Annotated in this window: 11 protein-coding genes; 9 read left to right on the top strand and 2 right to left on the bottom strand. The window is 58.7% G+C overall.

All coding sequences use genetic code 11. The annotated features are described in order from the left end of the window. Positions 1 to 4 precede the first annotated feature (4 nt). From ACSC1Y_RS02705 to aglF, 6 genes are all read left to right on the top strand, one after another. Entirely contained in the window at positions 5 to 1,129 is a 1,125-nt protein-coding gene (locus tag ACSC1Y_RS02705) for a DegT/DnrJ/EryC1/StrS family aminotransferase (protein ID WP_435333082.1), read from the top strand. Positions 1,130 to 1,139: 10 nt separating this feature from the next. After that, entirely contained in the window at positions 1,140 to 2,303 is a 1,164-nt protein-coding gene (locus ACSC1Y_RS02700; protein ID WP_435333081.1) for a glycosyltransferase, read from the top strand. Positions 2,304 to 2,421: 118 nt separating this feature from the next. After that, positions 2,422 to 3,495 carry a glucose-1-phosphate thymidylyltransferase gene (locus ACSC1Y_RS02695; RefSeq protein ID WP_435333080.1) on the top strand — a complete coding sequence of 358 codons (1,074 nt, stop codon included), beginning with the start codon at positions 2,422 to 2,424 and terminating at the stop codon, positions 3,493 to 3,495. Positions 3,496 to 3,497: 2 nt separating this feature from the next. Further along, positions 3,498 to 3,677 carry a hypothetical protein gene (locus ACSC1Y_RS02690; protein ID WP_435333079.1) on the top strand — a complete coding sequence of 60 codons (180 nt, stop codon included), beginning with the start codon at positions 3,498 to 3,500 and terminating at the stop codon, positions 3,675 to 3,677. A 40-nt stretch (positions 3,678 to 3,717) separates the two neighbouring features. Beyond that, positions 3,718 to 4,641 (top strand): dTDP-glucose 4,6-dehydratase, encoded by a 924-nt coding sequence (rfbB, locus tag ACSC1Y_RS02685; protein WP_435333077.1) that lies wholly within the window; start codon positions 3,718 to 3,720, stop codon positions 4,639 to 4,641. Between the two features lie 63 nt (positions 4,642 to 4,704). Beyond that, on the top strand, positions 4,705 to 5,439 hold the full coding sequence (aglF, locus tag ACSC1Y_RS02680; protein WP_435333076.1) for a UTP--glucose-1-phosphate uridylyltransferase AglF: 735 nt from the start codon (positions 4,705 to 4,707) through the stop codon (positions 5,437 to 5,439). 71 nt (positions 5,440 to 5,510) lie between these two features. Here aglF and aglG read toward each other — a convergent pair whose 3' ends face one another. Next, complete coding sequence (aglG, locus tag ACSC1Y_RS02675) at positions 5,511 to 6,449, bottom strand: glucosyl-dolichyl phosphate glucuronosyltransferase (protein WP_435333075.1); 939 nt, start codon at positions 6,447 to 6,449, stop codon at positions 5,511 to 5,513. Between the two features lie 116 nt (positions 6,450 to 6,565). Here aglG and ACSC1Y_RS02670 point away from each other — a divergent pair, with 116 nt between their 5' ends. The 3 genes from ACSC1Y_RS02670 (at position 6,566) to ACSC1Y_RS02660 (ending at position 11,037) form a co-directional block, all read left to right on the top strand. Then, positions 6,566 to 9,637 (top strand): STT3 domain-containing protein, encoded by a 3,072-nt coding sequence (locus ACSC1Y_RS02670; RefSeq protein ID WP_435333074.1) that lies wholly within the window; start codon positions 6,566 to 6,568, stop codon positions 9,635 to 9,637. Positions 9,638 to 9,748: 111 nt separating this feature from the next. Next, positions 9,749 to 10,663, top strand: coding sequence for a DUF368 domain-containing protein (locus ACSC1Y_RS02665; protein WP_435333073.1), 915 nt, complete (start codon positions 9,749 to 9,751; stop codon positions 10,661 to 10,663). 212 nt (positions 10,664 to 10,875) lie between these two features. Next, positions 10,876 to 11,037 (top strand): DUF7503 family protein, encoded by a 162-nt coding sequence (locus ACSC1Y_RS02660; RefSeq protein ID WP_435333174.1) that lies wholly within the window; start codon positions 10,876 to 10,878, stop codon positions 11,035 to 11,037. Between the two features lie 42 nt (positions 11,038 to 11,079). On the opposite strand, the gene ACSC1Y_RS02655 is transcribed toward ACSC1Y_RS02660, so the two are convergent. Then, a complete protein-coding gene (locus ACSC1Y_RS02655) occupies positions 11,080 to 13,176 on the bottom strand; it encodes a hypothetical protein (RefSeq protein WP_435333072.1) in 2,097 nt (698 codons plus the stop codon). Between the last annotated feature and the right edge of the window lie 123 nt (positions 13,177 to 13,299).

The following is a 13,299-nucleotide window of genomic DNA, read 5'->3' as shown; positions in this document are numbered from 1 at the left end:
GTGCATGACCGACCAGATTCCCCTCTACGACGTGAACAAAGTGATAACAGGGGACGAAGTCGTCGACGACATAAGGAGCGTCATCGACTCGGGCTGGCTCACGCTCGGCCAACAGACGGAGACGTTCGAGTCGAAGTTCGCCTCGGCACACGGCGCAGAACACGGTATCGCAGTTAACTCCTGTACGTCGGCACTCTACGCCGCACTCCGTGCACTCGGTGTCGGGGACGGTGACAGGGTCGTCGTACCAGCGATGACCTTCTCTGCGACTGCGAACGTCGTCCGCTTGCTCGGTGGTGACGTCGTCCTGTGCGACGTAAAAGACAACGGGAACATGGACCCTGTGGCACTCAAGTCCGTGCTCGACGAACGTGACGACGTCACAACTGTGATTCCGGTTCACCTGTACGGTCTCCCGTGCGATATGTACGAGATACTCTCGATCGCCGACGAACACGACGTCGACGTCGTCGAAGACTGTGCTCACGCACCGGGGGCGACCCTCGACGGCCAGCCCGTCGGCTCGTTCGGTGATGTCGGTTGTTTCAGTTTCTACGCAACCAAGAACATGACTACCGGAGAAGGTGGCATGGCCATCACGAGCGACGACGAGCTCGCAGCGAAGATCTTCAAGCTCCGGAACCACCACCAGACGAAGACCCCCGAGGAGAAGGAAGAGAACTGGGGCTACGACGTGGACGGGCTCGGGTTCAACTTCCGGATGAGTGAGATCTCGGCAGCGATGGGGGTCAACCAGCTTCAGAAACTCCCGGCGATGAACGAGAGCCGGAGGGAAGTCGCCGAGGAGTACATCGAGGCGATCGAGGACATCGATGGACTCACGTGGCGAGGCGGGGACGACCGCAAGGAGCACGTGTTCCACCTGTTCGTGGTCCAGATTCAGGACGAGTACCATCTGACCAGAAACGAACTCTACGACCATCTCGCCAACCAGAACATCCTCTCCGGCGTTCACTATCCACCGATCTCGCGCCTCGGCTACTACGAAGGCGTCGCTGGCGACGTATCGAACGCTGAAGCTCTCTTCGAGCGCATCCTCTCGATACCGATGTTCCCCGACATGGCTGCAGACACCCAGAACGAAATCATTGAAGCACTCCGACCCTGAAGGCGCCGGTATGGATGGCCGAGTCGGTCACTTTCGTACGTACTACCTTCCCCTCACAGAGACGTTCATCTATCAGTATCTGACCAATCACGAGCGATACGACCCGTTCGTCTGTGCGTTCCTCGAACAGAACCTCGAGAAGTTCCCCTTCGAGTCACGACACGTGTTACAGGAGGAGATACGGACGAACCCCTCACTGGCGGTCGACGCGTTCGGACACGTGGCAAAACTCGGCTATCCGTACTTCGAACGGGTGCTCGACCGGGAAGACCCGGACGTCGTCCATGCACACTTCGGACCGATGGGCTGGCACCTGCAGCACGTCGTCGAGGACCGGCCGCTCGTCACCACGTTCTACGGGTACGATACATCCGAGCTGGTGAGCCCGGATACGACCCTGAAAGAGCGGGCGAAGCGGCTCTACACTGGGGACTACCGGAAGAAGTACCGGACATTGTTCGCGGAAGGCGACCGCTTCCTCGTCGAGGGGCCAGCGATGAAGGAGAAATTGGTCAACCTCGGCTGTCCCCCCCGGAAGATAGGCATACAGCGGATAGCGATAGACGTAGATCGGATCAAGCCTTCATACCCGGACAGCGATCCCGATTGGCGAGTTCTGATGGTCGGACGGTTCGTGGACAAGAAGGGGATGCCGGACGGTATCCGCGCGTTCGCCAGGGCGTTCGGAGACGAACCGGATGCGGAACTCAGAATCGTTGGTGGAGACGCACGGGAGGTGAAGCAGGAGGACCTGGAAGCGATTGCAGGGGCCGAAGGTGTGCGTGAGAAGGTCACGTTCACGGGCTACCTCGATTACGATGAGTACGTGAAAGAGATCCATTCGTGCGACCTGCTGCTCGCACCGAGTCGCACTGGGAAATCCGGTGACTCCGAAGGTGGGGCTCCGACCGTCCTGCTAGAGGCCCAGGCTGCGGGGAAACCGGTCGTCGCGACCACGCATGCAGACATCCCGTACGTGGTCGAAGATGGCGTCTCCGGCAAGCTGGCACCGGAGCGAGACGTGGATGGGCTGGTCCGAAAACTGAACGAGTTCAGGTCGGACCCAGGCGTACTCGCGGAGTTCGGCGAACGTGGCCGGACGAACATGGAACGACGCCACGACATCTCCGTGCTCGCGCCACAGCTCGAATCGACGTACGACACACTACTCTAGTGACCGAAAGACCGATTACCAGTCCCACCACACCTGCGGATATGCTGTGTCGCTCGCACGGTCCGGCGTCGCCGGTGCCGTGGCAGACCAACGACGACAGGAATTGTCGGGGTGCGAGATGAAAGGAATAATTCTCTCAGGCGGGAAAGGAACTCGCCTTCGACCGATCACGCACACCGGACCGAAGCAGTTGATACCGGTCGCGAACAAGCCGGTATTACAGTACGCCATCGAAGATCTCAGAGAGGCTGGTGTGACCGAGATCGGTGTCGTTCTCGGAAACGTAGGCCGTGAAGAGATACAGGAGTTCCTGGGAGATGGCTCGGAATTCGGGGTAGAGATCACCTACATCGTCCAGGGGAACCCGCTAGGTCTCGCACATGCGGCAGGCTGTGCGAAGGACTTCGTCGGCGACGACGACTTCGCCATGTATCTGGGAGACAACATGTTGAAGCACGGGGTCTCGGACCTGCTCGAGAGCTTCGAATCTGGTGAGTACGGTGCCGGAATCGCGCTCCAGCGCGTCGGCGACCCGCGCGCGTTCGGTGTCGCAGTCGTCGACGATGAGGGCAACGTTCAGGAACTGGTAGAGAAGCCGGACGACCCACCCAGCGACCTCGCACTGGTCGGCATCTACGTCTTCTCGAGCGAAGTGTTCGAGGTGATCGACGATCTCGAACCATCGTGGCGGGGTGAACTGGAGATCACGGACGCCATCCAGGGCCTACTCGACCGTGGACGGCCGATAGATTCGCACGTGGTCGAAGGCTGGTGGAAGGACACCGGGAAGCCGGACGACATCCTCGACGCGAACCGACTTGTCCTCGAGAGCGGTCCTGGTTCGCTGGCGGGCACCGTCGAGTCCGGCGCAGAGGTTCGTGGGCACGTCGACCTCCACGAGTCCGCCACCATCGAAGACGGCGCAGTCGTCCGCGGACCGGTCTCTATTGCATCGGGTTCCGTCGTCGAAGACGGAACCTACGTCGGTCCGTATACGTCTATCGGGCCGAACACCACGGTGTCCGGGACGCACATCGAGAACAGCGTCGTCATCGGTGACTCGACCATCTCGACGTCGGGTAAGATAGTGGACAGTCTGCTCGGAAGGGGTGTCACGGTCGGTAGCGCGGACGATCTTCTCCCAGAAGGACGGCGCCTGGTCGTCGGTGAGAACTCCAACCTGAAGCTCTGATAATGAGAATCATCACGCACATCTGTTCGAACTGTGGGACCGTCGTGGCAGCAAACGAGCTCGAGCGTCACCGGGTGATGAAATGTCCCGGTGTCACGTGCGAGACTGTCCTCCGGTTCCAAGATCTCGATGAAGAAGAACGCGAGTTCTTCCTCGAAAACGCCGAGCAGTACCGGTCGTAGGGCGAAAGCTAATTGACCGTCCGGGGTCGATTCTGCCCATATGCGATTGCTGGTCACAGGCGGCGCCGGGTTCATCGGTTCGAACTTCGTTCATCTGGTCCTCGACGAGACCGACCACGAGGTGACAACGCTGGACGCGCTGACGTACGCAGGGTCGAAGTCGAACCTCGAGGGCGTTCTCGACGACCCACGACACGAGTTCGTCGAAGGCGACATCTGCAACGATGAACTCGTCGGGGAACTCGTGTCGGGCGTCGACGCAGTGGTGAACTTCGCCGCAGAATCCCACGTCGATCGGTCCGTGGCCGGCTCCGAGCCGTTCGTGTCCACGAACGTCCAGGGTACACGCGCCCTACTCGATGCCGCGCTCTCAGAGGAGGTGGACCGCTTCCTCCAGATATCGACTGACGAGGTGTACGGCCAGATACTCGATGGGACGTTCTCGGAGGACGATCCGGTGAACCCACGCAACCCATACTCCGCAACGAAAGCCGGTGCCGACCTTCTCGCACAAAGTTACTACACGACTCACGATCTTCCAGTTCTTATAACCCGATCGTCCAACAACTTCGGTCCCCGTCAGCACGAGGAGAAACTCATTCCGAAGTTCCTCACACGGGCGGCGGCCGGCGAAACGCTCCCCGTGTACGGCGACGGGTCCAATGTCAGAGAGTGGATTTACGTCGAGGACAACTGTCGCGCACTGCTTCGTGTCCTCGAAGATGGAGACATCGGGGAGGTGTACAACGTCGGGAGCGGTATCGAGCTCTCCAATCTCGAGGTGACCGAGAACATCCTCGACGCCATCGGTGCCGATGCCGACCTCATCGAGTTCGTCGACGACCGACCAGGACACGATCAACGTTACGCACTCGACACGGCGAAAGTGGAGGCGCTCGGCTGGGAACCGCGGTACGACTTCGAAACTGGCCTCGAGCGGACAGTCGAGTTCTATCTCTCGTAGCGACTCGACTCGTCGAGCGAGTCTGTCTGAAGATATTTACCACCGTGGGAGTAACGGTGGGTCATGGATGCAGTAGTTCTCGCAGCGGGCGAGGGAACCCGACTCAGGCCCCTCACCGAGAACAAACCGAAGGGGATGGTCGAGGTCGCCGGAAAGCCGATTCTCACGCACTGTTTCGAACAGCTCGTCGAGCTGGGGGCCGAGAAGCTCGTCGTTGTCGTCGGCTACCGAAAACAGGACATCATCAGCCACTACGGAGACGAGTTCCAGGGAGTGCCAATCACGTACTGCCACCAGCGAGAACAGAACGGCCTCGCGCATGCTCTGCTCTCTACCGAGGAACACGTCGACGACGACTTCATGTTGATGCTGGGAGACAACGTGTTCCGTGCGAACCTAGCCGACGTCGTTCGTCGACAGCGCGAAGACCGTGCTGACGCAGCTTTCCTCGTCGAGGAGGTTCCGTACGAGGAAGCGAGCCGCTACGGTGTCTGTGTGACGAACGACTACGGAGAGATAATCGATGTCGTGGAGAAACCAGAGGAGCCACCGTCGAATCTGGTGATGACAGGGTTCTACACCTTCTCACCCGCCATCTTCCACGCGTGTAAACTGGTCCAACCGTCGAACAGGGGGGAGTACGAGATTTCCGAGGCCATCGACCTGCTCATCGAGAGCGGTCGGACCATCGACGCGATTGCCCTCGATGGCTGGCGCGTCGACGTCGGGTACCCCGAAGATAGAGACGAAGCCGAACGACGGCTTGAGGAGGAAGTAGGGGCGCAGGCGCAGAACTAAGACGACAAGACGACGCGGAATTCTCCAACAGGTTCAGCGTCATATTCGCGTATCGAGCGTACTCCTCGCCGTCACGCATTCGCCTTCTCGACGACGTTCGGCGTCAGCATTGCGTACAGGTAGCCGAGTCCGACGACAGCAGTGAAGACGAAGATCGTGACAAGCTGTTTCACCTTCGGCATCGACGGGGACCGAACGAGTTCGACCAAACGCTTTGGCACGAAGTGCGTCAGAAGCCGGTTCAGGTACGCGCTCTTGTCGTCGGGTGCGTTCGGGTACAGCAGATCCATGACTCGCTTCGAGTATCCTTGCCAGAACGACCGGCTGACCAGCCACCGGTAGTCACCCCTGTAGTCGAAGAGTTTGTGGTGGACGACGGCGTCCTCCACGAACACCATCCCTCTCCCGTACTCCTCTAACATCCGTATTCCGGCGGGGGCTTCGTGCGCCTGAAGGTGTTTCTCGCCCTTCCGACCCGTGTTCGGGTCGTACCCGCCGACGTTTAAGAAGACGTCACGACGGTAGGAGATGTTCGACCCGTAGGTGTTCCGGACCTCTTCCCCGTCTTCCGCAAACCCTGGCTCGACGCAGCCGACGAGCCAGTAGAACTCGTCGGGGAAGAAATCCGGTTTCTCCACCTGCCAATCCGGGCGGACGTCACCCCCAACAGCTAACGCGTCGGTGTTCTCGTACGTCTCGACCAGCGTCTCGATCCAGTCCTCCTCGGCGACGGCGTCGTCGTCGATCATCGCGACGATGTCGCCCTCCGCCAGCTCTGCGCCCTTCGTACGCGAATACGAGATACCGCGATTCTCCTCGTTGCAGTGGATCCTGATGTTCTCGACGTCGCCGAACTCTTCGACGGCCCACTCGTGGACCTTCTCGTTGCCGTCGATGACGAGGACGACCTCGAGGTCGCCGTATGTCTGGTTCAGAACACTTTCGACCGCTTCGGAGAAGTATTCGTACCGGTCCGTCGGGTACGTACAGATGACGACGGAGACTTTCATTGCTCGCTACAACCGTGGTACGTCGAATAAGGGTTTTGAAAGCGAGGAGAGAGAAGCTGTCCGCGTGTGGACCGATTACACAAGGCTTATTCGTGGGTTCGGGCTTTTCCCGTACAATGAGTACGTCGACTAGCGAGCAGTCGGAGTCCGAATCGGTGAGTTCGGACTCCGTGCTGGCGCTGTTCAAACGCTGGTATCACGTCCCAGTTCTGAGTCTGATACTGGCGTTCATGCTGTGGATTCGGCTGAAGCCCCTCGATAAGTTCACGCGGGGTGGTGAGATCTTCTTCGCCGGTAACGACGCCTGGTACCACTACAGACAGGTGTCGTGGACGGTCCGGAACTGGCCGTGGACGATGCCGTACGACGTCTACTCGGAGTTCCCGACCGGAGTGAGGGCCGATCAGTTCGGGACGCTGTTCGATCAGCTGGTCGCGACGGCGGCGCTCGTCGTCGGCCTCGGCAGCCCAGACCAACAGACCATCGGGATGACCCTGCTGGTCGCCCCGGCCGTGTTCGGAATGCTCGTCGCCATCCCCACGTACTTCATCGGGAAGCGACTCGCGGGACGGGCCGGCGGCCTCACCGCAGCCCTCGTCCTCGCTCTCCTTCCGGGAGTCTTCCTCCGTCGTAGTACGGCGGGCTTCTCCGACCACCACGTCGCAGAAGTCCTGTTCCAGGCACTCGCAGTGCTCGGCGTCATGGTGGCGCTCCGTTCCGCTGAACGTGAGAAGCCCATCTACGAACTCGTCGTCGACCGCGACTTCGACGGCCTGCGCGAACCGACGAAGTGGGCCGCACTCGCCGGTCTGGCCGTCGGCCTCTACATGTGGGTCTGGCCGCCGGCGGTCGTCATCGTCGGTCTGCTCGGCGTCTTCTACACGATAGCCCTCATCTTCGAGTACGTCGCCGGCCGGAGCCCGGAGCACGTCGCATACAGTGGTGTCGTGATCGGCGCCGTCGCCGGGCTGGTCACGCTGGTCCAGATAGACCAGCTCAGTCTCGGCGTCACCTCGATCTCACCGCTACAGGTCGGACTCGCGTTCGGTCTCGCTGCGGGCTGTGCGTTCCTCGCTGGGCTCGCCCGTAAGTGGAACGAGTACGATGCAGCTGACCTGCTCAAAGGCTCCGGCGCACTGTTCGCGGTTCTCCTCGTCGGCATCCTCTTCGCGCCCGTCGTCGGCTACCCGTTCCTCGACCTCCCGTTCGCACTCATCCTCGTCTTCGGCGGACTCGTCGCGGCGTTGGTCTACGCCCGAGAGGGCCTCCGAGACAGGGGCGCGTCCTACGCGCTCGCGGTGACGTCTCTGCTCACGGCCGGGCTACTCCTCCTCAAGCTCGTCTCGCCGAGGGCGTTCGGCGTTATCGTCCGGAACATCGAACGGACCATCGCACTCTCCCAGAGCGACACGACGCTCACCATCGGAGAGGCGCAGGCGGTCGTCGGCGCCGGTGAACCGTTCTTCTCGACGGCGACGCAGTTCTTCGGTGCGCAGTACGGGATGACCTACGTGGTCGCTGCCGCCGCACTCGTCTGGATGGTCGGGTATCTCTACTTCAAGAACGACTACCGCGTCGAATACCTGTTCGTCGTCGTCTGGTCGGTGTTCATCCTGCTGATGGCACTGACGCAGATCCGGTTCAACTACTACCTCGCCGTGACCGTCGCGGTCCTCAACGGCTGGTTCGTCGGTCGTATCGTCCGGTTCATCGGACTCGCCAACATCTCGACCGACGACATCGACGTCGAGCCCTATCAGGTCATGTCGGTCATCGCAGTCCTGATGCTCATCGTGATGCCGCTCACCCCGGTGCTCGCGATGACTTCGACGACGGTGGACAGGCAGGCGGAAGGGATGAGCCCCGGTGGGGTTCTCAACTGGAACTCCAGTACCGAGTGGCTGCAGGAGAACACACCCGAGCCGGGCAAGTACGGGGGCGCGAACAACGAGCTCCCGTATTACGGCCGATACGACAACCAGGAGGACTTCGCCTACCCCGAGGGCGCGTACGGCGTCATCTCGTGGTGGGACTACGGCCACTGGATTACGGTAAAGGGTGAGCGCGTGCCGGTCGCAAACCCGTTCCAGCACAACGCGAAGTTCGCATCGCAGTATCTCCTCGCGGAGAACGAGACGCGCGGCGAACTGCTGCTCGAAGCGCTCCCGACTATCGATCAGCGCGAGAAGCCCATCGACCAGCTTTCGAACGACGAACTCCAGCAGTTCGTCGACCAGCAGAACGAGCAACAGGCCGGCGAGGACACCCGGTACGTGATGATCGACTACCAGATGGCGAGTTCGAAGTTCGGTGCCATCGCCACCTGGACCGGTCCCGGACCGCAGGCCTACTTCGGTCAGGAGCAAAAGCAGATCAACAATCAGTCGGTCGTGCTACCGTCGACCACCGACAAGTACGACCAGACGATGCTGTCGAAGCTCTACTACGGTGACGCGGAGGGCCTCGAGCACTACCGGCTCGTTCACGAGGCACCCCAGCAGGTCGCCATCGCCTCCGTCGCAGTCCAGCGGCAAGGGCAGATTCAGGCGACGAACTTCGTCAACCGGCCGATGAGCGTCCAGCAGTACTTCCAGTACCAGATCAGTAACCAGACGCACGTCTACGACCTGTCCGTCGAGTCGACGGTCAAGACGTACGAGCGCGTGCCCGGCGCGACCATCACGGGCCAAGTCGACGTCTCGGAGCCGACGAACGTGACGGCGACCGTCCCGCTCAACTCGTCGACGCTCGGACGCTCGTTCAACTACACGCAGACGGTCCAGACCGACGCGTCCGGTAACTTCGAGATAACCGTCCCGTACGCGACCGACGACTCCGTCTCTGTCGAGCAGGGTGGGACCAACTCGGCCGTCACGGCCACTGGTGAGTACACCATTACCGTCGAAGGATCGAACCAGACCGCGACGGCGGCTGTTTCCGAGTCCGCGATCATGACCGAAGACGGTGAGCCCATCACCGTGGAGTTCACCGCCGGAGACGACTCGCAGAACTCGACCGAGTCACCGGACGGCTCCAACACGTCCGACGGCTCTGACACGACGAACTCCTCGGATTCCTCGAACACGACGGCCACGACGACCACATCGAGCACGTCGGACTCGACGACGACCGCGACCACGACGAGTGAGAGCGCATCGATGACGGAACTGTACGCACGAGCGGGGTAGTCGACGGAACGACACTCTCCGCTCTTCGCGGATACGCCGGCACCTCGAACCGCTCCACACCCTATCATCGAAGGGGAATCGTTTTCCGGACGCCACGGTTACCACAGAGCGATGCGTGAGGCACTCTCGGTCTACCTGAAGGGATTTCTGATGGGCGCGGCGGATACCGTCCCCGGCGTCTCCGGCGGAACCATCGCGCTCATAACTGGCATCTACGAGCGATTGATCGGGGCCATCACGGCCGTCGACGCTGGCCTCGTCCGAGAGCTGTTCTCGGGCCGCGATGGCTTCGTGACCGTACTCGAGGAGGTAGACGCGCCGTTCCTCGTCGCTCTCGGTCTCGGTATCGTGACGGCGGTGGTCACGCTCTCGCGGGTCCTCCACGATGCGCTCCAGAACTACCCCGCCCTGATGGCCGCGTTCTTCTTCGGGCTCATCGCGGCTTCGGCGCTCGTGCTCTATGGCGAGGTAGACATCACGACTCCTGGTCGGATGGCCGTCGCGATTCTCGGAATCGTTCTCGCTGCAGGTATCACGATGGTCCCAGCGAGCACGCTGGGTCACACGTACCCGGTCATCTTCGCGTCAGGGATGATCGCCATCTGTGCGATGATCCTCCCTGGCGTCTCGGGGTCGTTCTTCCTCTACGTCCTCCAGCAGTACGAGTTCATGACGGGGACGCTCAAGCGGTTCACGAACGGCTTGCTCTCGTTCGTCAGTGGCGGCGACCTCCAGCCGGTACTCGACTCTGTCGGGGTCGTCGTCGTCTTTTGCCTGGGTGCAGTCGTCGGGCTTCTCTCCATGTCGCGCGCGGTCAAGTGGGCGTTCGAGCACTACAGGGAGGCCACCCTGACGTTCCTCGTGAGTCTGATGGTGGGGGGTCTCCGGCTCCCGATGACGACGATCACCGAGGAGGGAGCGCTCTCATCCACGGAGAGCATGGCTGCGGTCGCGGTCATCGCGCTCGTCGGCGCCGTGCTCGTCATCGGCGTCGACTTCGTGACCGACGACCTGGAGTACGCATAGCCAGCTCCTGTTTGTTCCCTAGACCGGATGTCAATGAGTCTGAAAGAAGGAGTTGGACATTTGAAATAATTATTGGTGATTTCCTCCCGACATATGCAACATCAATGATGAAGATGTAGACATGCGTCCCGAGAATAATGTTCTCTGAACACGTACGTTCTCTCAAATAATTAAAAATCGTTTTATTCTATAAGAAACATTAAGATAATTTGATGGTAGTGCCCCTCATCGTCGCTATTGTCATGCAAGACAACAACACGCTGAAGAACTACCTGGCAGACCACCCGCGAATGATCGGCGTCCTGTTCATGATCGGCCTCCTGCTCATGCAGGCGAGTCCGGTCATCGCGGCAGATGGCAGCGCAGGACCGTAAAGTTACAATTTAGCACGTGATCGCCGATCGGATTTCTAATTCTCACAAATCCACGATACCAAGAGTATCGTTCCATTTGATTCTACCGTTAATCTCGAATGGGTACATCGTCCACGTCAAGTATTCAACCAACTCCTCTCGAGAGACCTCGAACGCCTTCATCGGGCCAGGTAGCAAGAAATATTCGTTCACCCCTTCCAGCGAAGGAGTTGCACGAGATCCGAGCTGGAACTTCTTGGTTGGGAATGACGAGATAGTTAATTCGTATCGTTCGTCGTCGATTTGGTTCACTTGATTGACTATCGGAACACCACTGTCTGTCTGAACGATATCGACCGATCCATCTCCGACGATGAGGTACTGCTCTCCGATACTATGATGTTGATGAATCAGTTCTGCAGCAGCACGGAGTGGGAATCCGAGATTGAGCAGGTGAGCGGCAGCTTGTCCAATCTCTATTGCTTGTTCATTGACCACGTCACCGAGTGTTGCAACGCCACCGAACGACCCCTTCTCGATGAGTGCTTCCGCCTGCTCGAAAGAGCGGCACGCATTCAATAGGAAAACGTTGACACCGATATTCGAAAGTTCTCTTATGTCTAATTTACCATCGTTACATCGGAGCCCTTCGGGAGTTGCATGTCCGATATAATGAAGGAAGTCGCATGAATCCTCTACGAGGATACTTTCGAGTTCATCTCTCGAGACTCCAAAATAGGAGTCGACGTTGTACGGTTGGTCTTCTCTATCCCCATACACGTTGTCCAGTGTATGCTGCTCGTCAACCATATGCGGGTCATTACAGATGACCGTGATGTCGATGGACTCATTTCTGTTTCGCTGACTCAATTGATGATCAAACGAATCGACAGATGCTTTAGACGCCCCCAGGGGGATTTGATTACCGAACCAGGCGTGTTCGATGGACGTATCCTTTCTAACCGGCTCAGCAATCGTCATTTCTACTGGCTCATCACTCGACCTGCAAGATTCGACCCCAGACTCCATGAACCGTTTGGGTGCGTCAGATACGGCTCGTGATATGGTCCTGGTCGACGCTTTAGTTTCACGGACGATACCAAGGTCGTTCACGATGTGTGGAATCGCTTCCGCGCTTTCTGGCACATCGGGTAGGTATGCAGTAAGACACCACCGTGGGAGATACGGACGGATATCTTCAAAGTCAACCGCTGTATACAGCTTGAACTGATCCGATAACGGGATATCATACGCCTCTTCAACTTCGAACGGCAGTTTTTGTTCTATTTTCTTCCGCTCATACAATTCTACTTGATGAATACCAATCGTCCGAACGACACAGTCAAGAAATAGTACCTTTTGAAGGAGCTTCGCGACGCTGTCTTCGAACCACTCACCATCTTCGAAATCGTAGGTAAAGTCCGGAGTAACCAGCTTTGGGGACTTACCGGGGACCAGTTCCGCTCCTAGATAAAAAGCGAGCGGGGCAGCGGTGTATATGTAGGATAGCTTCCGGGGGACTTCGAATACCAGACCTGTCTCTGGAGCGACGAGGTCGTCGGGTATATTCAGCTCCTCTCCAATTTGTATCAATGGTGGATATCCTCTAAGTGTCGGATACGACCGTTCACAACTCATCGTTTTAAGAGCAGATGGTAGTGTATTGATCGCTGCCATCATGTCCTCCGGATGGGACGTTGTGGTAACTGTGCCGGAGGGGTGTTTATGATACGTCCGTACGCCAAACACGACCGACGTACGCTCGGGAAAGGTAACCTGAAGAGAGCCCGTCCCCTTTATGATCGTCGGAGCTCCGGTAAATTTCAAATATATCTTTACCGGCGAACTGATGTCGAAGCTATATGTATTCTTCTTGAGGCTGACCGTTTGACGGCCACCGATAGGGCCGTCAAACTCTCCATCCATACTGCGAATGTATACTTCATCCGAACGGTTCATCGATAGTTTTCTGGCTTCGATCGTGAACGCAGCATCCACCGGAAATTCGAAGAGCTGAGAATTCGTCGGGGTTGGAGTTACCTCTCTGTCCGAGTAAATCTGGAGCTTCCGCTGCTTGATGTTGTCCGTGATCTCAACCCCGTTGGGTTCCTTGGTAGCGGAATAGTTCAGTGACATCGGAGGAAACTCACCACTCTTCATCTTGCTCAGTGACTCCAATACTGGTTCTTATCGAACATAGGGAATATCGGCAGGGCGTTGTTAGAGCTTTCCGGTGTTGTCGGTACATTCACTCGATATCAGGTACTACGAATACTGTTCGAC

This window comes from Haloarchaeobius lipolyticus (assembly GCF_051208015.1).
Lineage (GTDB): Archaea > Halobacteriota > Halobacteria > Halobacteriales > Natrialbaceae > Haloarchaeobius.
Note: the sequence above shows the minus strand (reverse complement) of the source record. Positions and strands in the feature narration are given on the sequence as shown.

Coding starts and splice junctions, on each gene's coding strand:
- ACSC1Y_RS02665 (WP_435333073.1), top strand. CDS start 9,749: ATGCGTGAGGCACTCTCGGTCTACCTGAAGGGATTTCTGATGGGCGCG.
- ACSC1Y_RS02660 (WP_435333174.1), top strand. CDS start 10,876: ATGGTAGTGCCCCTCATCGTCGCTATTGTCATGCAAGACAACAACACG.
- rfbB (WP_435333077.1), top strand. CDS start 3,718: ATGCGATTGCTGGTCACAGGCGGCGCCGGGTTCATCGGTTCGAACTTC.
- ACSC1Y_RS02705 (WP_435333082.1), top strand. CDS start 5: ATGACCGACCAGATTCCCCTCTACGACGTGAACAAAGTGATAACAGGG.
- ACSC1Y_RS02700 (WP_435333081.1), top strand. CDS start 1,140: ATGGATGGCCGAGTCGGTCACTTTCGTACGTACTACCTTCCCCTCACA.
- aglG (WP_435333075.1), bottom strand. CDS start 6,449: ATGAAAGTCTCCGTCGTCATCTGTACGTACCCGACGGACCGGTACGAA.
- aglF (WP_435333076.1), top strand. CDS start 4,705: ATGGATGCAGTAGTTCTCGCAGCGGGCGAGGGAACCCGACTCAGGCCC.
- ACSC1Y_RS02695 (WP_435333080.1), top strand. CDS start 2,422: ATGAAAGGAATAATTCTCTCAGGCGGGAAAGGAACTCGCCTTCGACCG.
- ACSC1Y_RS02655 (WP_435333072.1), bottom strand. CDS start 13,176: ATGAAGAGTGGTGAGTTTCCTCCGATGTCACTGAACTATTCCGCTACC.
- ACSC1Y_RS02690 (WP_435333079.1), top strand. CDS start 3,498: ATGAGAATCATCACGCACATCTGTTCGAACTGTGGGACCGTCGTGGCA.
- ACSC1Y_RS02670 (WP_435333074.1), top strand. CDS start 6,566: ATGAGTACGTCGACTAGCGAGCAGTCGGAGTCCGAATCGGTGAGTTCG.